The following is a 19,392-nucleotide window of genomic DNA, read 5'->3' as shown; positions in this document are numbered from 1 at the left end:
AAAGGGCGGGACCCCGGATCACCATCCGGGGTCCCGCCCTTTTTACGCGTGTTGACGGCGATCATGCGCGCGATTTCCCCCGTGAGGCCGCCGGGAGTCCGCACGCCGGACATGCGCGGGGCCCGGCCCCCACCGGGGGAGCCGGGCCCTCGCGGAGGTGCCTTACGCCTTGCGCAGACGGAACGTCAGCGTCAGGCCCTCGTCCGTGAACGGGGCGCCGTAGGTGTCGTCCGCCTCACCCTGGGCGAAGTCCGTGGCGAGGACCTCGTCGGCGATGAGGCCGGCGTGGCCGGACAGCGCGTCGGCGGTCGCCGGGTCGGTCGCGGTCCAGCGCAGCGCGATGCGGTCGGCGACGTCGAGGCCGCTGTTCTTGCGGGCCTCCTGGATCAGCCTGATCGCGTCCCGTGCCAGGCCCGCGCGGCGCAGCTCCTCGGTGATCTCCAGGTCGAGGGCGACCGTCGCGCCGGAGTCGGAGGCGACCGACCAGCCTTCGCGCGGGGTCTCCGTGATGATGACCTCGTCTGGGGCCAGGGTGATCGTCTCGCCGTCGACCTCCACCGAGGCCGTGCCCTCGCGCAGGGCGAGGGAGAGCGCGGCGGCGTCGGCATTGGCGACGGCCTTGGCCACGTCCTGGACGCGCTTGCCGAACCGCTTGCCCAGGGCCCGGAAGTTGGCCTTGGCGGTCGTGTCGACCAGACTGCCGCCGACCTCGGAGAGGGACGCCAGCGACTCGACGTTGAGCTCCTCCGTGATCTGCCCGTGCAGCTCGGGGTCGAGGGAGCCGAAGCCGCTCGCGGCGATCAGGGCGCGCTTCAGGGGCTGGCGGGTCTTCACGCCCGACTCCGCGCGGGTGGCGCGGCCCAGCTCCACCAGGCGGCGGACCAGGACCATCTGCTTCGACAGCTCCGGGTCGATCGCGGCGAGGTCGGCCTCCGGCCAGGCGGCCAGGTGGACGGAGTCCGGGGCGCCCGGGGTGACCGGCACGACGAGGTCCTGCCAGACGCGCTCGGTGATGAACGGGGTCAGCGGGGCCATCAGCTTGGTGACCGTCTCGACGACCTCGTGCAGGGTGCGCAGCGCGGCCTTGTCGCCCTGCCAGAAGCGGCGACGGCTGCGGCGGACGTACCAGTTGGACAGGTCGTCGACGAACGCGGAGAGCAGCTTGCCGGCGCGCTGGGTGTCGTACGCCTCCAGAGCCTGCGTCACCTGGTCGGTGAGCGCGTGGAGTTCGGACAGCAGCCAGCGGTCCAGGACCGGGCGGTCGGCCGGGGCCGGGTCGGCCTCGCTCGGCGCCCAGCCGGACGTACGGGCGTACAGGGCCTGGAAGGCGACGGTGTTCCAGTACGTCAGGAGCGTCTTGCGGACGACCTCCTGGATGGTGTTGTGGCCCACGCGGCGGGCCGCCCACGGGGAGCCGCCGGCCGCCATGAACCAGCGGACCGCGTCGGCGCCGTGCTGGTCCATCAGCGGGATCGGCTGGAGGATGTTGCCCAGGTGCTTGGACATCTTGCGGCCGTCCTCGGCGAGGATGTGGCCGAGGCAGACGACGTTCTCGTACGACGACTTGTCGAAGACCAGCGTGCCGACGGCCATCAGCGTGTAGAACCAGCCGCGGGTCTGGTCGATGGCCTCGCTGATGAACTGCGCCGGGTAGCGGGACTCGAAGAGGTCCTTGTTCTTGTACGGGTAGCCCCACTGCGCGAACGGCATCGAACCCGAGTCGTACCAGGCGTCGATGACCTCCGGCACGCGCGTGGCCGTCCGCCCGCAGTCGTCGTGGGGGCAGGCGAAGGTGACCGCGTCGATGTACGGGCGGTGCGGGTCCAGCTCGGACTGGTCGGTGCCGGTCAGCTCGGTGAGCTCCGCGCGGGAGCCGGCGACGGTGAGGTGGTCGTCCTCGCAGCGCCAGATCGGCAGCGGGGTGCCCCAGTAGCGGTTGCGGGAGAGCGCCCAGTCGATGTTGTTGTTCAGCCAGTCGCCGTACCGGCCGTGCTTGACCGTGTCGGGGAACCAGTTGGTCTTCTCGTTCTCCTGGAGGAGGCGGTCCTTGACGGCCGTGGTGCGGATGTACCAGGACGGCTGCGCGTAGTAGAGGAGCGCGGTGTGGCAGCGCCAGCAGTGCGGGTAGCTGTGCTCGTACGGGATGTGCCTGAAGAGCAGGCCGCGCTGCTGGAGGTCCTCGGTGAGCTTTTCGTCCGCCTTCTTGAAGAAGACGCCGCCCACCATCGGGACGGACTCCTCGAAGGTGCCGTCCGGGCGTACCGGGTTGACGACCGGCAGGCCGTAGGAGCGGCAGACCTTGAGGTCGTCCTCACCGAAGGCGGGGGACTGGTGGACCAGACCGGTGCCGTCCTCGGTGGTGACGTACTCGGCGTTCACCACGTAGTGGGCGGGTTCCGGGAACTCCACGAGCTCGAACGGACGTTGATAGGTCCAGCGCTCCATTTCGGCGCCGGTGAAGGTCTGGCCGGTGGTCTCCCAGCCCTCGCCGAGCGCCTTGGCCACCAGCGGCTCGGCGACGACGAGCTTCTCCTCGCCGTTGGTCGCCACGACGTAGGCGACCTCGGGGTGCGCGGCCACGGCCGTGTTGGAGACCAGCGTCCAGGGGGTCGTCGTCCACACCAGGAGGGCGGCCTCGCCGGCGAGCGGACCGGAGGTGAGCGGGAAACGGACGTACACGGAGGGGTCGACGACCGTCTCGTAGCCCTGGGCCAGCTCGTGGTCGGACAGACCCGTGCCGCAGCGGGGGCACCAGGGGGCGACGCGGTGGTCCTGGACCAGCAGGCCCTTGTTGAAGATCTCCTTCAGCGACCACCAGACCGACTCGATGTACTCGGGGTCCATCGTGACGTAGGCGTCGTCGAGGTCGACCCAGTAGCCCATGCGGGTCGTCAGCTCGGAGAAGGCGTCGGTGTGGCGGAGCACGGACTCGCGGCACTTGTCGTTGAAGGCGGCGATGCCGTACGCCTCGATGTCCTGCTTGCCGGAGAAGCCCAGCTCCTTCTCGACCGCCAGCTCCACCGGGAGGCCGTGACAGTCCCAGCCGGCCTTGCGGGCCACGTGGTAGCCGCGCATGGTGCGGAAGCGGGGGAAGACGTCCTTGAAGACGCGCGCCTCGATGTGGTGGGCGCCCGGCATTCCGTTGGCGGTGGGCGGGCCCTCGTAGAACACCCACTCGGGGCGGCCCTCGGACTGCTCCAGGCTCTTGGCGAAGATCTTCTGCTCGCGCCAGAACTCGAGCACCGCGTGCTCGAGGGCGGGCAGGTCGACCTGGGCGGGCACTTGGCGGTACTGCGGCTGCGTATTCAACGAGCTTCCTCCGGCGGACATACTGCCTTCCGTCGGAGGGACGAGAGCCGACTTGTCTGTCTGCGCCGTGTGCGGCGCGCTCCCGCGGTACCACCCTCCTTGGCCCTCCGGTGCGCTCTGCGCGCCGGTGAGCCCCCTCATTGGGGTCGCGATGCCGGTTCTACTGGCCCTCGCCTGACGGCTGCGGCTTTCTTCCGGCGGCTCCGGGGTGATCTTCGCGTCGCGCTCGCCCCCGGGCTTCCACCGTCCCCGGGTCGCTCTGGGCTGCGTACGCCGCTACTCGTCCCCATCCACACTTTTCGCTCCGCCCAGTGTACGGCTCCCCGACAACAGCGGCCGACGGGTTTTCGGGGGCGCGGGACCCGGCCGACGACCGGGTGCGGAATGACCCGAATGGTGGCTGTCTGTAATGGTCCGTGCGTTCGGATTCCGGGATGCCCGGCTCGGCGGATTACCGGGCGGGGAGCTGGGCACAACGGATGCAGGCTTGCCGCGAGGCGGGCGAATCGAGCGGTGCGCCCCGTTGCCGCGGGCTTCGAGTCGATTTATCGTCCCAGCACGATTCGCGTGCAAGATCACAATATGTGAAGGGGCCGCGGCCATGGTGGCGAAGAAGACCGCCGTACAGCAGTCGGCGTCCGGCAGCTCCACGAGTGCCTCCGGTGCCTCCGGCGGTGCGGCCAAGGACTCCAGGGCCGTGAAGACGGTGCGGTCCGCGACCGCCGGAGCGCCGAAGAAGGCCGCGGCGAGGAAGGCGGCTGCCAAGAAGGCAGTGGCCCCAAGACCTGAGGAGGAGCGAGCGGCGGCGGCCGAGGCGGCGGAGCCGGTCGAGAGGGGCGGACATGCCGGGAAGGCGCCCGCCGCGAAGAAGAGCGCCGCGAAGAGAGCGGTGAAGAAGGCGGCCACGCAGGCGGTGGTCGCCACGAAGGCAGCCACCAGGAAGCCGACCGCCAAGAAGACGGTTGCCAGGAAGACCGCGGCCAAGAAGGCGGCCGCGGCGCAGACGGCGACCGCGAAGAAGTCGGCTGCCCAGAAGGCGGCCACCAAGAAGGTCACCGCCGAGAAGGCGGCGGTCGAGAAGATCGCCGGCGCCGAAGGCGTGACCGGGACGAGTGCGGGCAGGAAGAGCACGGCCAAGAAGGTGGGCGCGGCCTCGGCCGCGGAGCAGACGGGAGCCACGACTGTGGTTGCGAAGAAGACTCCGGGTACGGCCACGGCGGCGAAGACCGCTGTTCCCAAGGCGCGCCTAGCGGCGGTGGAGCCCGGCGAGCTCGCGGTGCGCCCCGGCGAGGAGCCGTGGACGCCGCAGGAGGTCGAGGAGGCCCGTGCGGAGCTCCAGTCCGAGCAGGGGCGGCTACGGGCGGAGCTCGCCGCGTCCGAGGCGGCCCTGACGGGGCTGATGCGGGACTCGGGGGACGGCGCGGGCGACGACCAGGCGGACACCGGGACGAAGAACATCACGCGGGAACACGAACTGGCGCTGGCCGCCAACGCGCGCGAGATGCTGGTCCAGACCGAGCACGCCCTGGAACGGCTGGACGCCGGCACGTACGGCCTGTGCGAGAACTGCGGCCAGGCCATCGGCAAGGCCCGGATGCAGGCCTTCCCGAGGGCCACACTGTGCGTCGAGTGCAAGCAGAAGCAGGAGCGTCGGTACTGATCACCTGGCGGTCGGGGGGTGTGCCGTACCCTCGTCCTCAGTCAGGTACCTAGGTTGAGGGACTCACGTGGCAGAGGCGGAGCGCGTCATCGGTACGCCGGACATCCCAGAGGCGGGATCCGAGCCGGAGCAGTCGTCCGGCCCGGACGGGCAGGAGAGCACCGAGGCGCGGCCCAGGGGCAAGCGCCGGATCGCCGTGCTCTTCACCGTCGCCTCGGTCGCGTACGTGATCGACCTGGTGAGCAAGATGCTCGTGGTCGCCAAGCTGGAGCACCACGCGCCGATCGAGATCATCGGGGACTGGCTGAAGTTCGAGGCCATCCGCAACGCGGGCGCGGCCTTCGGCTTCGGGGAGGCCTTCACCATCATCTTCACGGTGATCGCGACGGCCGTGATCGTGGTGATCGCCCGGCTCGCCCGCAAGCTCTACAGCCTGCCCTGGGCGATCGCCCTGGGGCTGCTGCTGGGCGGCGCGCTGGGCAACCTCACCGACCGGATCTTCCGTGCGCCGGGCGTCTTCGAGGGCGCGGTCGTGGACTTCATCGCCCCGAAGCACTTCGCGGTCTTCAACCTCGCGGACTCGGCGATCGTCTGCGGCGGCATCCTGATCGTGCTGCTGTCCTTCAAGGGCCTGGACCCGGACGGGACCGTCCACAAGGACTGACCGCCCGGCGGTTGTCCACAGGGCCGTACGGCGGTACCGGAGCCGTCCGGCATACTCGACGGGTGAGCACGATTCCCGAGACCCGTACCCTGCCCGTGCCGGACGGCCTGGAGGGCGAGCGCGTAGACGCCGCCATCTCCCGCATGTTCGGCTTCTCCCGTACGAAGGCCGCCGAGCTGGCTGCGGCGGGGAAGGTCACGGTCGACGGCTCGGTGGTCGGCAAATCCGAGCGGGTGATCGGCGGGGCCTGGCTGGAGGTCGAGATGCCGCAGGCTCCGGCGCCGGTGCAGATCGTCGCCGAGCCGGTCGAGGGCATGGAGATCGTGCACGACGACGACGACGTGGTCGTGATCGTCAAGCCGGTCGGCGTGGCCGCGCACCCGTCGCCCGGCTGGAGCGGGACGACCGTCATCGGCGGGCTCGCCGCTGCCGGGTACCGCATCTCCACCTCCGGTGCCGCCGAGCGCCAGGGCATCGTGCACCGCCTCGACGTCGGCACCTCGGGGCTGATGGTGGTCGCCAAGTCGGAGCGCGCGTACACGTCGCTGAAGCGCCAGTTCAAGGAGCGCACGGTCGACAAGCGCTACCACACGCTCGTCCAGGGCCACCCCGACCCGACCAGCGGCACCATCGACGCGCCCATCGGCCGGCACCCGCACCACGACTACAAGTGGGCGGTCACGGCCGAGGGCAAGCCGTCCGTCACGCACTACGACCTGATCGAGGCCTTCCGCGCGGCCTCCCTGCTGGACGTGAAGCTGGAGACGGGCCGTACGCACCAGATCCGCGTCCACATGGCCGCCCACCGCCACCCCTGCGTCGGCGACCTGACGTACGGCGCCGACCCCACGCTGTCCAAGCGGCTGGGCCTGACCCGGCAGTGGCTGCACGCGGTGCGGCTGGGCTTCGAGCACCCCGGGGACGGGCAGTGGGCGGAGTTCGCCAGCGACTATCCCGAGGACCTGGCCAAGGCCCTGGAGCAGGTCCGCGAGGAGACCTACGGATGAGCGGCCCGCACGGGTACACGGTGCGGGTCGCCGAGGACCCAGCCGACCGGGAGGCGTGCTTCGCGGTGCGCAAGGAGGTCTTCGTCGGCGAGCAGGGTGTGCCCGAGGACCTGGAGTACGACGCGCACGACCCCGGCGCCGTGCATGTGCTGGCGGTCAGGGAGGACGGGCTGCCGCTCGGCACCGGGCGGCTGCTGTACGGCGAGGCGGTCGCCGACCGGACCGGCGGCGACCTGTCGGTGGGCTCGCTGGGGCGGCTCGCCGTGACCCGGGAGGCGCGCGGTCTGGGCGTCGGGGCGGCGCTGGTGCGGGCCATCGAGGATGCGGCACGCGCGCGGGGGCTCGCGGCCGTGGACCTGCACGCACAGACCCAGGCGCTGGGGTTCTACGAGCGGCTGGGGTACGCGGCCTACGGGCCGCAGGACATGGAGGCGGGGATTCCGCACCGGTCCATGCGGCGTCCTCTGTAGCGGACGGTGCTCGTGCGACGCTGGAGGTCTGGATGTTCTTGATCGTCTAGACCCGGAGCGCTGACCGTGGACCAGCTGGCCCTGTTGTTCGTCCTGTTGCTCGGGGCCGTGGTGAGCGTCCCGGTCGGGGACCGGTTCGGGTTGCCGGCGCCGGTGCTCATGACCCTGCTCGGGATCGTCCTCGCGGTGCTCGACTTCGTGCCCAACGTGGACATCCCGCCGGACCTGATCCTGCCCCTCCTGCTGCCTCCCCTCCTGTACGCGGCGGTGCGGCGCACCTCGTGGCGGCAGTTCGCGGCGAACGTGCGGCCCATCTTCCTGCTGGCCGTGGCGCTGGTGTTCGTCACGACGGTGTGCGTGGCGGCCGTGGCCCACACGATCGTGCCGGGGCTGCCGATCGCCGCGGCCGTGGCGCTGGGCGCCCTGGTCGCGCCGCCCGACCCGGTGGCCGCCACCGCGGTGGCCGGACAGCTCGGGCTGCCCCGCCGGCTGGTGTCCATCCTGGAGGGCGAGGGGCTGTTCAACGACGTGACGGCCATCGTGCTCTACCACGTCGCGATCGCCGCGGCCGTGAGCGGGTCGTTCTCGCCGTGGCGGGCCGGGCTCGACCTGGTGCTGTCCGCGGTGGTGGCGGTGGCGGTCGGTGTCGCGCTCGGCTGGGGTGCGAACAGACTGCTGGACGTCCTCGGGGACACGACGTTGCAGATCGGGCTGACGCTCCTGGTGCCGTACGCCTCGTACGTGCTGGCGGAGGAGTTCCACGGGTCCGGGGTGCTGGCCGTCCTGACCACGGCCATGTTCCTCGCCGAGTACGCCACCGACCCCGACGACGTGCTGACCCGGCTGGCCGGCCACACCTTCTGGGACATCATCGACACCCTCGTCACGGGCGTCGCGTTCGGGCTGATCGGCCTGGAACTGCACAACGCGATCCGGACGGCGTCCGGACGCTGGGGGGAGATGCTGGGCTGGGCCGGGGTGATCGTGGTCGTCGTGGTCGTCGTACGGCTGCTGTGGCTGCTGCCGGCGACCTGGCTGACGCAACGGCTGCACGCAAGGCAGGACCACCTCGAGGACATTCCGACGAACTGGCGGGAGACCCTCGTCATGTGGTGGGCCGGGATGCGCGGGGTGGCCTCGGTGGCGCTGGCGCTGGCCGTGCCGCTGACGACCGACGACGGCGGGCCCTTCCCCGACCGGGACGAGATCATCTTCATCGCGTTCGGCGTGATCATGGCGACGCTGGTCCTTCAGGGACTGACCCTGCCGTGGCTGGTGAAGCGCCTCGACGTGCGGTCGGACACCGACCGCGAGAAGGAGTTCGAGAAGGAGCTCGCGGTGCGGGCCGCGAAGGCGGCGAAGCGGCGGCTGCGGGAGATCGAGGCCGAGGAGGAGCTGCCGGAGGAACTGTCCGAGCAGATGCTGCGGCGGGCCTTCGACATCGGGTTGCGGATCAGCCCCGACGTCGGGGAGGACGAACGGCGGGAGGGCCACGACCAGCGGGTGCGAAGGCTGAAGCGGGTGCGGCGGATCCAGGGGGAGATGCTCAGCGCGGCCCGGCACGAGGTGGTCGCGGCGCGCAGCGAGCCGGGCGCCGATCCGGAGATCGTGGACCGGGTGCTGCGGCATCTGGACGTGCGCAGCCTCAAGTGAGGCGACCGGGCCGGCCGGCCCTCCTTTCGCGACGGCCCGGTTCATGGCGGTCGCGCAAACCGCCACGACCCCTGTCGGTACTGCTCGTTACGCTCGGACCATGGCACGCAACGTGGTGATCAGTACAGGCGGCACAGGAATCGGGCTCGCCGCGGCGCAGGTCTTCGCCGCGGACGGGGACCGGGTGCTGCTGCTCGGGCGGCGGGCGGAAGTGCTGTGGAGAAGGCCGGGGTGGCCGGGGCGCTCACACGGGGGTGCGGAGCGCGGGAACTGACGGTCAGCGGCCCGCCCGCGGCGGCTCGTGGACGCGACGGGCCGCGCCGTCGGGCGAGGTGGACTGGCCGGGCAGGCGGCCCGGGGGCAGCGCGGCGTCCGCCGTGTTGACCCTCGGGAGCGCGTACGGGTGCTCCTTGGACAGCCAGCGGATCATCTCCTCGCGGACCCGGACCCGTACCGTCCAGATGTCGTCGGCGTCCTTCGCCGTGACCAGGGCCCGCACCTGCATGGTGTTGGGCGTGGTGTCGGTGACGTCGAGCCCGCAGGCACGGCCGTCCCAGGCCGGGCACTCGCGCAGGATGTCGCGCAGCTTCTCGCGCATCGCCTCCACCGGCGCCGCGTGGTCGACGTGGAAGTAGACGATGCCGGTCATCTGCGGGGTGCCGCGCGACCAGTTCTCGAAGGGCTTCGAGGTGAAGTACGACACGGGCATCGTGATCCGGCGCTCGTCCCAGGTCCGCACGGTCAGGAAGGTCAGGGTGATCTCCTCGACCGTGCCCCACTCGCCGTCCACGACGACCGTGTCGCCGATGCGCACCATGTCGCCGAAGGCGATCTGGAAGCCGGCGAACATGTTGCTCAGCGTCGACTGGGCGGCCACACCGGCCACGATGCCGAGGATCCCGGCGGAAGCCAGCAGGGAGGCGCCCGCCGCGCGCATGGCGGGGAACGTCAGCAGCATCGAGGCCGCCGCGACCACCCCGACGACGGCCGCCACCACCCGCATGATCAGCGACACCTGGGTCCGCACCCGCCGGACCCGGGCCGGATCGCGGTGCACGCGCGCGTAGCGCGAGTACGACGTCTCGACGATCGCCGCCGCGATCCTGATCACCAGCCAGGCCGCCGAGCCGATCAGCACCAGGGTGAGGAACTGGCCGATACCGGTCCGATGGTCCTCCAGCAACTGCGCGGCGTCGTACGACCCTCTCAGCAGCGCCGCGCACAGCACGAGCTGATAAGGGATGCGGCCACGGCGCAGCAGACCCCACAGCGGGGTCTCGGGGTGCCGCAGGTCGGCCTTGGACAGCAGGCGGTCGGTGGCCCAGCCGATGAGGACTGTCAGCACGACCGAGCCGCCGACCACGATCACGGGGCGGAGCAGGTTCTCCATGCCTTCGAACGTAACCGGGTCGGAGGGGCCTTGAACATGCGGTTTCTGTGAGGAGGCGCACGCACGGCGTTGTCGGTGCAGGCTGGCACCATGGGCACATGAACATCATGCTCTTTCATTCGACCTACGGTCCGCGGCCCGCGGTGCGCGCCGCGGCGGACCGGCTGCGCGCCGCCGGGCACGAGGTGTGGACGCCGGACCTCTTCGAGGGGCGCACGTTCGACACGGTCGAGGAGGGCATGGCGTACAACGAGGAGATCGGCAAGGACGAGCTGCTGAAGAGAGCCGTCCTGGCGGCGGCGCCCTACTCGGAGCGCGGGCTGGTGTACGCCGGGTTCTCGCTCGGCGCGTCGATCGCCCAGACCCTCGCCCTCGGTGACGCGCGGGCGCGTGGCCTGCTCCTCCTGCACGGCACCTCGGACCTCGCGCCGAACGTCTCGGTGGACGGCCTCCCGGTGCAGCTGCATGTCGCGGAGCCGGACCAGTTCGAGACCGACGACTGGCTGAGCGCCTGGTATCTCCAGATGGGCAGAGCGGGTGCCGACGTGGAGGTCTACCGGTACGCGGGAGCCGGGCACCTGTACACCGACCCCGAGCTGCCCGACTACGACGAGGAGGCGGCCGAGGCCACCTGGCGGGTGGCGCTCGGCTTCCTCGAATCGCTCTAGAAGCTTCCGGGGCTCCGGAGGGGACTAGACCGGGTCGTAGGTGCGCTCCACCTTCTGGGTGCCGGTGCGCGTGCGGTACGAGCGGGACCAGGCGGAGGTCGCCGTGGTGGTGGTGCGGTCGGACAGGACGTAGTAGTCCATCTGCGCGCGCTCGGCCGTGATGTCCAGGACGCCGTAGCCGTGCCGGTCGGTGTCCACGAAGTGGACGTGCCGGTTGGCGGCCCGGATGACCGGGGAGGCGATGGCGGTGAGTGTGCCCTCCGGGACCTTCACGATGTCGTCGAGGTTGTCGGAGGTCACCGAGGTGACCACGAACTCCGTGGCGGCCGAGGCCGACAGCGGGTAGGTCCCGGCGTCCACCGGCACGTCGTTGGCCCACGCCATGTGGATGTCACCGGTCAGGAAGACGGTGTTGCGGATGGCGTTGGAGCGCAGGTGGGCCAGGAGCTCACGGCGGTCGTCGGTGTAGCCGTCCCACTGGTCGGTGTTGAGGGCGATGCCCTCCTGGGGCAGGCCGAGCAGCTTGGCGAGCGGTTTGAACAGGTCCGCGGAGAGCGAGCCGATCGCGAACGGCGAGATCATCACCGAGTTGCCGACCAGCCGCCAGGTGGTGTCGGAGGACTTCAGCCCGGCCTTCAGCCAGTCGAGCTGGGCGCGGCCGGTGAGCGTGCGGTCCGGGTCGTCGACGGTGCCGTTGCCCACGGCGGCCTGCTGCGAGCGGAAGGACCGCAGGTCCAGCAGGGACAGATCGGCGAGCTTGCCGAAGCGCAGCCGGCGGTAGGTGGTGCCGGCGATGGCCGGCCGGACCGGCATCCACTCGAAGTAGGCCTGCTTGGCGGCCGCCTGACGAGCTGGCCAGGCGCCCTCCGTGCCCTCGGTGTGGTTCTCGGCGCCACCCGACCAGGTGTCGTTGGCGAACTCGTGGTCGTCCCAGATCGCGACGACCGGCGCCTTCGCGTGCAGGGCCTGGAGGTCCGGGTCGGTCTTGTACTTGCCGTGCCGGGTGCGGTAGTCGGCGAGGGTGAGGATCTCGTGGGTGGGCGCCGTCTGCCGTACGACGGTCCCGCGCGTGCCGTACTCGCCGGTGCCGTACTCGTAGATGTAGTCCCCGAGATGCAGCCAGGCGTCCAGGTCGCCACGGGCCGCGAGGTGACGGTAAGAGGAGAAGTAGCCGGCCTCCCAGTTGGCGCAGGAGACCACACCGAAGCGCAGGCCGGGCACGGCGGCGTCCGCCGCCGGCGCGGTGCGGGTGCGCGCCACCGGGGAGTCGGTGCCGCCGGCCGAGAAGCGGAACCAGTAGTCGGTGGCGGGCGCGAGACCGCGGATGTCGGCCTTGACGGTGTGGTCGGTCGCGGCGGAGGCGGTGGTGGAGCCCTTGGCGACCACGTTCGTCAGTGCCCTGTCCGTGGCGACGACCCAGCTCACCTCGGTGTCCGGACCGAGCCCGGAGCCGGGTATCGCCTCGGCGGTGGGTGTCACCCGGGTCCACAGCAGGACACCGTCGGGCAGCGGGTCGCCGGAGGCCAGGCCGTGCAGGAAGACGGGGGCCTCGGCGGCACGGGCCGGCAGCGCGGCGGCGAGCGGGCCGGCCAGCACGGCGGTGGCGGCCACGGCCTTGAGCGCCGTACGGCGGCGCGGCGACAGCGAGTTGGGGCGCTCTGACGGGGCGTCGGCGCTCTCGGAGGATCTGTATCGACTGGTCACGGGCGATCAGATTACTGGCCAGTACGACAGAAGAGCGGGCGAACTCCCAAAAGTTCGCCCGCTCTTCCTCGGAGTGTCGGATCAGAAGCCGGTCAGCCCTTGAGAGCCGCGTCGACCGCCGTGGTGAAGTCGGCGACCGTCATCGGGGCGTTCTTACCGTCGGAGCCGGTCAGCGTCTTGCCGTCCATCTTCAGCGTCGGGGTGCCCGAGACACCGCTCTTGTCGAACGTCTTGGACATCTCCAGCGCCCACCGGTCGTAGGTGCCGTTCTTCACGGCGCTCTGGAACTTGGCGTTGCCCTTCAGCGCCGAGACCGTGTCCGCCACCTTGATCAGGTAGGAGTCGTCCTTGAACTTGTCCTCGGTCTCCTCGGGGTGGTACTTCGCCGAGTACAGCGCGGTCTTGTACTCGAGGAACGCCTCGGGGCTGACGTTGAGCGCGGCGCCCAGGGCGCTGAGCGCGTTCTTGGAGCCCTCGCCGGTCAGGCTGTCGTCGAGGAAGGTCGCGCCCACGTACTGGAGCTTGAACTTGCCGGCGTCGTAGTCGCTCTTCACCGTGGCGCCGACGGTCTGCTCGAACGAGGCGCAGATCGGGCAGCGCGGGTCCTCGTACATCACGAGCGTCTTCTTGGCGCTCGCCTTGCCCATGACGACCGTCGTGCCGTTCTTGCCGCTCGTGTTGGCCGGCGCGACCAGCTTGGCCTTGGCCGCGTCCTCCCAGTAGCCGGGCTTGTTGGCCTGGACGACCGCGTAACCTATGCCGCCGGCTGTCGCGAGCACGCCGACGACCGAGCAGGCGACGATGATCTGCCGCTTGACCTTGGCCCGCTTGGCCTCGCGCTCGCGCTCGATGCGCAGCCGCTCCCGGGCCGCCGTCTTCGCCGCCGCGCTGTTCCGCTTGCTCATGGTGTTCTCCAAAGGGGACGCGCACGCACACGGCGTACGCGGAAGTTCGTGTGGGGACTGAGGGACTGAAGTGGTGCCCGGGGTGCCTGGGCCTGCGCAGACGTTGAGGGTCTGTTCAGGCCGCGGCGGGCGAGCACGGCGGTCCACGCCGTCCCAGGGAGTGCACGAGGATCCGCTCGCGGACGGTGGTCGAGCGGCGGACGGGCCGGGGCAGGCGGCGGGCCGCCGGGGCGCGTCGCACGGTCACGGCGGCGACGGCCAGCAGCAGCGGCCGGAAGGTCGTCGCGGTCGCGGCCCGCAGCAGCTGGGCCAGCGCCCGCTCGCCCCGGCGCAGCCAGGCGGCCGCGATCAGGCCGACGCAGACGTGCGCGCCGAGCAGCAGCCACGCGGCGGCGGGGTCGGGGTGGGCGAGGAGCCCGCCCAGCTGGTCGGTGTCGGTGCCGGTGACCTGGGCCAGCGGGGTGCCGACGGGTGTGCCGTCGCCGCACAGCACGTCCCAGCCGACCGAGGCCAGCGGGCCGGCGACCGGGCCGCCGGCCCGGCCGTAGCAGACGTGCTGGCCGGTGGTGAAGACGGTGTCGGCCGCCAGCTCCAGCGGGATCAGCAGGGCGGCGATCCGCCCGAAGCCGCACTCGCGGCCGGCGAGGACGTACGCGAGGGCGAACACGGCGGCCGCGACGGCGGCCACCGTGTTGAGCGGCAGCGGGGCCCGGGACAGCAGCACGTGCGACGCGGTGCTGAGCGTCACGACGCATGCCGTGAACAGCGCCGCGCGTACGGCTCTGAGGCGGGTCCCGGATATGTCCATAGCGGAGGAGAGTGTGTCACGTGCTCCTGTAGGAGACCCCTAAAGGGTCCCTGTGAGAAGGCGGACCGTCAGAGACCTGGGATCCGGCCGTTGCGGAACAGGTCGACGAAGATCTGGTGGTCGGTACGCGCGCGTGCGCCGTACGTGTGCGCGAAGTCGACCAGCAGCGGCGCGAAGCCGTCCTCGTCGGCCGCGATCGCCGCGTCGATGGCCCGCTCGGTGGAGAAGGGCACCAGGGACTCGCCGGAGGTGTCGTCCGCCGCCGCGTGCATCGTGGCCGTGGCCCGGCCCAGGTCGGCGACGACGCCCGCGATCTCCTCCGGGTCGTCGATGTCGCCCCAGTCCAGGTCGACCGCGTACGGCGAGACCTCGGCGACCAGCTGTCCCGCGCCGCCCAGCTCGGTCCAGCCCAGCCACGGGTCGGCGTGCTGCTGGAGGGCGCGCTGGGAGATCACCGTGCGGTGGCCCTCGTGCTGGAAGTAGTCGCGGATCGCCGGGTCCGTGATGTGCCGGGAGACGGCCGGCGTCTGGGCCTGCTTGATGTAGATCACGACGTCGTTCTCCAGGGCGTCGCTGTGGCCCTCGAGGAGGATGTTGTACGACGGCAGACCGGCCGAGCCGATGCCGATGCCCCGGCGGCCGACGACGTCCTTCACGCGGTAGGAGTCCGGGCGGGCCAGGGAGGTCTCCGGAAGGGTCTCCAGGTAGCCGTCGAAGGCCGCGAGCACCTTGTAGCGGGTGGCCGCGTCCAGCTCGATGGAGCCGCCGCCCGGCGCGAAGCGGCGCTCGAAGTCACGGATCTCCGTCATCGAGTCCAGCAGCCCGAAGCGGGTCAGCGAGCGGGCGTCGCGCAGCGCGTCGAGCAGCGGGCCCTGCGCGGTGTCCAGGGTGAAGGGCGGCACCTCGTCGCTCTTGGCGCCGGTGGCCAGCGCGTGGATCCGCTCCCGGTACGCGCCCGCGTACACCTCCACCAGCTCGCTGATCTGCTCGTCGCTGAGCGCCTTCGCGTACCCGATGAGGGCGATGGAGGCGGAGAGGCGCTTCAGGTCCCAGGTGAAGGGGCCGACGTACGCCTCGTCGAAGTCGTTGACGTTGAAGATCAGCCGGCCGGTCGCGTCCATGTACGTGCCGAAGTTCTCCGCGTGCAGGTCGCCGTGGATCCACACGCGCGAGGTGCGCTCGTCGAGGAACGGGCCGCCCCGCTTCTCGGCGTCGAGGTCGTGGTAGAAGAGGCCCGCGGTGCCGCGGTAGAACGCGAACGCCGAGGCCGCCATCTTCCGGAACTTCACCCGGAACGCGGCCGGGTCGGCGGCCAGGAGCTCGCCGAACGCGGTGTCGAAGACGGCGAGGATCTCCTCGCCGCGGTGCTCGTCGTTGAGCTGCGGAACCGACATCGCTGGGTGCCTCCTGGTGCATGACATGTACGACAGCGTTTCTGTCGCATCCAACGGGCGGGGCCGGGCGAAAGTGCCCGCGGCCTCACCCGTGAAGGTACGTGGGGAACGAGCCCGGGTGTCAGTCGCGAGGCATAGACTTCGACGCTGTCCCCCGATCCGTCCGTAACCGGTGGGACACCCGTTGCCGTTTGTTTCCCTTGGAGGCCGCAGCCGTGTCAAAGCCGCCGTTCACGCACCTGCACGTCCACACCCAGTACTCGCTGCTGGACGGTGCCGCGCGGCTGAAGGACATGTTCGACGCGTGCAACGAGATGGGCATGACCCACATCGCCATGTCCGACCACGGCAACCTGCACGGGGCGTACGACTTCTTCCACACCGCGAAGAAGGCCGGAGTCACCCCGATCATCGGGATCGAGGCGTATGTCGCCCCCGAGTCGAGGCGCAACAAGCGCAAGATCCAGTGGGGCCAGCCGCACCAGAAGCGCGACGACGTCTCCGGTTCCGGCGGCTACACCCACAAGACGATCTGGGCGGCCAACGCGACGGGCCTGCACAACCTCTTCCGGCTCTCCTCGGACGCGTACGCCGAGGGCTGGCTCCAGAAGTGGCCCCGGATGGACAAGGAGACGATCTCCCAGTGGTCCGAGGGCCTCATCGCCTCCACCGGCTGTCCCTCCGGCGAGCTCCAGACCCGGTTGCGCCTCGGCCAGAAGGAGGAGGCGCTGAAGGCGGCCGCCGACTACCAGGACATCTTCGGCAAGGACCGGTACTTCCTGGAGCTGATGGACCACGGCATCGAGATCGAGAGCCGGGTCCGCGACGGCCTCCTGGAGATCGGCAAGAAGCTCGGCATCCCCCCGCTGGTCACCAACGACTCGCACTACACGTACGCGCACGAGGCGACCGCGCACGACGCGCTGCTGTGCATCCAGACCGGCAAGAACCTCTCGGACCCGGACCGCTTCCGCTTCGACGGCACCGGCTACTACCTGAAGTCCACGGACGAGATGTACGCCATCGACTCCTCGGACGCCTGGCAGGAGGGCTGCGCCAACACGCTCCTGGTGGCCGAGCAGATCGACACCACCGGCATGTTCGAGGCGAAGAACCTCATGCCGAAGTTCGACATCCCCGACGGCTTCACCGAGGTCAGCTGGTTCAAGGAGGAGGTCCGCCGGGGCATGGACCGCCGCTTCCCGGGCGGCGTCCCCGACGACCGGCAGAAGCAGGTCGAGTACGAGATGGACGTCATCATCCAGATGGGGTTCCCGGGCTACTTCCTCGTCGTCGCCGACTTCATCATGTGGGCGAAGAACCAGGGCATCGCGGTCGGCCCGGGGCGTGGCTCCGCGGCCGGCTCGATCGTCGCCTACGCGATGGGCATCACCGACCTCGACCCGATCCCGCACGGCCTGATCTTCGAGCGGTTCCTCAACCCCGAGCGCGTCTCCATGCCCGATGTCGACATCGACTTCGACGAGCGCAGGCGCGTCGAGGTGATCCGGTACGTGACCGAGAAGTACGGCGCCGACAAGGTCGCCATGATCGGCACCTACGGCAAGATCAAGGCGAAGAACGCCATCAAGGACTCCGCGCGCGTGCTGGGCTACCCGTACGCGATGGGCGACCGCCTCACCAAGGCCATGCCCGCCGACGTCCTGGGCAAGGGCATCGACCTCAACGGCATCACCGACCCCTCGCACCCGCGTTACAGCGAGGCGGGCGAGATCCGCGCGATGTACGAGAACGAGCCGGACGTCAAGAAGGTCATCGACACCGCCAAGGGCGTCGAGGGCCTGGTCCGGCAGATGGGTGTGCACGCGGCCGGCGTGATCATGTCCAGCGAACCCATCGTCGACCACGCACCGATCTGGGTGCGGCACACGGACGGCGTGACCATCACCCAGTGGGACTACCCGCAGTGCGAGTCGCTCGGCCTGCTGAAGATGGACTTCCTCGGCCTGCGCAACCTGACGATCATGGACGACGCCGTCAAGATGGTGAAGTCCAACAAGGGCATCGACCTCGACCTGCTGGCCCTGCCGCTCGACGATCCGAAGACCTTCGAACTCCTCCAGCGCGGTGAGACCCTCGGCGTCTTCCAGTTCGACGGCGGCCCCATGCGCTCGCTGCTGCGCCTGATGAAGCCCGACAACTTCGAAGACATCTCCGCCGTCTCGGCGCTCTACCGTCCCGGCCCGATGGGCATGGACTCGCACACCAACTACGCGCTCCGCAAGAACAAGCTCCAGGAGATCACCCCGATCCACAAGGAGCTCGAGGAGCCGCTCGAAGAGGTCCTGGCGGTCACCTACGGCCTGATCGTCTACCAGGAGCAGGTGCAGAAGGCCGCCCAGATCATCGCCGGGTACTCGCTCGGCGAGGCCGACATCCTGCGCCGCGTGATGGGCAAGAAGAAGCCCGACGAGCTGGCGAAGAACTTCGTCCTCTTCCAGGAGGGCGCCAAGAAGAAGGGCTACAGCGACGAGGCGATCAAGGCCCTGTGGGACGTGCTGGTCCCCTTCGCCGGCTACGCCTTCAACAAGGCGCACTCCGCCGCGTACGGCCTGGTCTCGTACTGGACCGCCTATCTGAAGGCGAACCACCCCGCCGAGTACATGGCCGGACTGCTCACCTCGGTCAAGGACGACAAGGACAAGTCGGCCGTCTACCTCAACGAGTGCCGGCGCATGGGCATCAAGGTGCTCCCGCCGAACGTCAACGAGTCGGTGCACAACTTCGCCGCGCAGGGCGACGACGTGATCCTCTTCGGCCTCGAAGCCGTGCGCAACGTCGGCACCAACGTGGTCGAGTCGATCATCAGGAGCCGCAAGGCCAAGGGCAAGTACGGCTCCTTCCCCGACTACCTCGACAAGGTCGAGGCGGTCGCGTGCAACAAGCGCACCACGGAGTCACTGATCAAGGCGGGCGCGTTCGACACCCTGGGGCACACCCGCAAGGGCCTCACCGCGCACTTCGAGCCGATGATCGACAACGTGGTCGCGGTCAAGCGCAAGGAGGCCGAGGGCCAGTTCGACCTCTTCGGCGGCATGGGCGAGGAGGAGACGAGCGAGCCCGGCTTCGGACTCGACGTCGAGTTCACCACCGACGAGTGGGAGAAGACGTATCTGCTCGCCCAGGAGCGGGAGATGCTCGGTCTGTACGTCTCCGACCACCCGCTCTTCGGCCTGGAGCACGTGCTGTCCGACAAGGCCGACGCGGGCATCGCCCAGCTCACCGGCGGTGAGCACGCGGACGGCGCGGTCGTCACCATCGGCGGCATCATCTCCGGTCTCCAGCGGAAGATGACCAAGCAGGGCAACGCCTGGGCGATCGCCACCGTCGAGGACCTCGCGGGCTCCATCGAGTGCATGTTCTTCCCGGCGACCTACCAGCTCGTGTCGACCCAACTCGTCGAGGACGCCGTCGTCTTCGTCAAGGGCCGCCTCGACAAGCGGGAGGACGTGCCGCGGCTCGTCGCCATGGAGCTCCAGGTCCCCGACCTGTCGAACGCGGGCACCAACGCCCCCGTGATCCTCACCATCCCGGCCACCCGGGTCACCCCGCCGATGATCAACCGCCTGGGGGAGATCCTCACTCACCACCGGGGTGACAGCGAGGTCCGGATCAGGCTCCAGGGCCCGACCAAGACGACCGTCCTGCGGCTGGACCGGCACCGGGTCAAGCCCGACCCCGCGCTGTTCGGTGATCTGAAGGTGCTGCTCGGCCCGGCCTGCCTGGCCGGCTGAGCGCG

General features: G+C 70.2%; 13 protein-coding genes and 1 pseudogene. 8 read left to right on the top strand and 6 right to left on the bottom strand.

Annotated features, from left to right (window positions below):
• Positions 1–162: 162 nt before the first annotated feature.
• Entirely contained in the window at positions 163–3,330 is a 3,168-nt protein-coding gene (gene ileS, locus QQM72_RS22260; RefSeq protein ID WP_314222619.1) for an isoleucine--tRNA ligase, read from the bottom strand.
• A gap of 580 nt (positions 3,331–3,910) precedes the next feature.
• Between ileS and QQM72_RS22255 the strand changes: the two genes are divergently transcribed.
• From QQM72_RS22255 to QQM72_RS22230, 6 genes and pseudogenes are all read left to right on the top strand, one after another.
• The gene (locus QQM72_RS22255; protein ID WP_314222618.1) at positions 3,911–4,969 is read left to right on the top strand and encodes a TraR/DksA family transcriptional regulator; all 1,059 of its coding nucleotides are present in this window, start codon (positions 3,911–3,913) and stop codon (positions 4,967–4,969) included.
• A gap of 67 nt (positions 4,970–5,036) precedes the next feature.
• The gene (gene lspA / locus QQM72_RS22250; protein ID WP_314222617.1) at positions 5,037–5,633 is read left to right on the top strand and encodes a signal peptidase II; all 597 of its coding nucleotides are present in this window, start codon (positions 5,037–5,039) and stop codon (positions 5,631–5,633) included.
• A gap of 62 nt (positions 5,634–5,695) precedes the next feature.
• The gene (locus QQM72_RS22245) at positions 5,696–6,640 is read left to right on the top strand and encodes an RluA family pseudouridine synthase (RefSeq protein WP_020129920.1); all 945 of its coding nucleotides are present in this window, start codon (positions 5,696–5,698) and stop codon (positions 6,638–6,640) included.
• The gene (locus tag QQM72_RS22240; RefSeq protein ID WP_314222616.1) at positions 6,637–7,110 is read left to right on the top strand and encodes a GNAT family N-acetyltransferase; all 474 of its coding nucleotides are present in this window, start codon (positions 6,637–6,639) and stop codon (positions 7,108–7,110) included. Before QQM72_RS22245 ends, QQM72_RS22240 begins: the two co-directional genes overlap by 4 nt.
• 66 nt (positions 7,111–7,176) lie before the next feature.
• Complete coding sequence (locus tag QQM72_RS22235; protein WP_314222615.1) at positions 7,177–8,763, top strand: Na+/H+ antiporter; 1,587 nt, start codon at positions 7,177–7,179, stop codon at positions 8,761–8,763.
• A gap of 100 nt (positions 8,764–8,863) precedes the next feature.
• Positions 8,864–9,012: pseudogene (locus QQM72_RS22230) on the top strand (oxidoreductase); the annotation flags it as partial.
• 28 nt (positions 9,013–9,040) lie between these two features.
• On the opposite strand, the gene QQM72_RS22225 reads toward QQM72_RS22230, so the two are convergent.
• Positions 9,041–10,153, bottom strand: coding sequence for a mechanosensitive ion channel family protein (locus QQM72_RS22225; protein WP_314222614.1), 1,113 nt, complete (start codon positions 10,151–10,153; stop codon positions 9,041–9,043).
• Between the two features lie 98 nt (positions 10,154–10,251).
• Here QQM72_RS22225 and QQM72_RS22220 point away from each other — a divergent pair, with 98 nt between their 5' ends.
• On the top strand, positions 10,252–10,821 hold the full coding sequence (locus QQM72_RS22220) for a dienelactone hydrolase family protein (protein ID WP_307162811.1): 570 nt from the start codon (positions 10,252–10,254) through the stop codon (positions 10,819–10,821).
• Positions 10,822–10,845: 24 nt separating this feature from the next.
• Here the strand turns inward: QQM72_RS22220 and QQM72_RS22215 are convergent, their stop codons facing one another.
• From QQM72_RS22215 to QQM72_RS22200, 4 genes are all read right to left on the bottom strand, one after another.
• Positions 10,846–12,525, bottom strand: a complete 1,680-nt coding sequence (locus QQM72_RS22215; RefSeq protein ID WP_314222613.1) for an alkaline phosphatase D family protein — start codon at positions 12,523–12,525, stop codon at positions 10,846–10,848.
• 92 nt (positions 12,526–12,617) lie between these two features.
• A complete protein-coding gene (locus QQM72_RS22210; protein ID WP_314222612.1) occupies positions 12,618–13,430 on the bottom strand; it encodes a DsbA family protein in 813 nt (270 codons plus the stop codon).
• A gap of 115 nt (positions 13,431–13,545) precedes the next feature.
• On the bottom strand, positions 13,546–14,238 hold the full coding sequence (locus QQM72_RS22205) for a hypothetical protein (RefSeq protein WP_314222611.1): 693 nt from the start codon (positions 14,236–14,238) through the stop codon (positions 13,546–13,548).
• A gap of 68 nt (positions 14,239–14,306) precedes the next feature.
• Positions 14,307–15,632: a DUF2252 domain-containing protein gene (locus QQM72_RS22200; protein WP_314222610.1), complete on the bottom strand. Its 1,326-nt coding sequence runs from the start codon at positions 15,630–15,632 to the stop codon at positions 14,307–14,309.
• Between the two features lie 215 nt (positions 15,633–15,847).
• On the opposite strand from QQM72_RS22200, the gene dnaE reads away from it, so the two are divergent.
• A complete protein-coding gene (gene dnaE, locus QQM72_RS22195; RefSeq protein WP_314222609.1) occupies positions 15,848–19,387 on the top strand; it encodes a DNA polymerase III subunit alpha in 3,540 nt (1,179 codons plus the stop codon).
• Positions 19,388–19,392 lie beyond the last annotated feature (5 nt).

It is taken from the genome of Streptomyces zaehneri, from assembly GCF_032248645.1.
Classification (GTDB): Bacteria; Actinomycetota; Actinomycetes; order Streptomycetales; family Streptomycetaceae; genus Streptomyces; species Streptomyces coriariae.
Note: the sequence above shows the minus strand (reverse complement) of the source record. Positions and strands in the feature narration are given on the sequence as shown.

Coding starts and splice junctions, on each gene's coding strand:
- QQM72_RS22210 (WP_314222612.1), bottom strand. CDS start 13,430: ATGAGCAAGCGGAACAGCGCGGCGGCGAAGACGGCGGCCCGGGAGCGG.
- QQM72_RS22220 (WP_307162811.1), top strand. CDS start 10,252: ATGAACATCATGCTCTTTCATTCGACCTACGGTCCGCGGCCCGCGGTG.
- QQM72_RS22200 (WP_314222610.1), bottom strand. CDS start 15,632: ATGTCGGTTCCGCAGCTCAACGACGAGCACCGCGGCGAGGAGATCCTC.
- QQM72_RS22225 (WP_314222614.1), bottom strand. CDS start 10,153: ATGGAGAACCTGCTCCGCCCCGTGATCGTGGTCGGCGGCTCGGTCGTG.
- QQM72_RS22240 (WP_314222616.1), top strand. CDS start 6,637: ATGAGCGGCCCGCACGGGTACACGGTGCGGGTCGCCGAGGACCCAGCC.
- QQM72_RS22205 (WP_314222611.1), bottom strand. CDS start 14,238: ATGGACATATCCGGGACCCGCCTCAGAGCCGTACGCGCGGCGCTGTTC.
- ileS (WP_314222619.1), bottom strand. CDS start 3,330: ATGTCCGCCGGAGGAAGCTCGTTGAATACGCAGCCGCAGTACCGCCAA.
- QQM72_RS22255 (WP_314222618.1), top strand. CDS start 3,911: ATGGTGGCGAAGAAGACCGCCGTACAGCAGTCGGCGTCCGGCAGCTCC.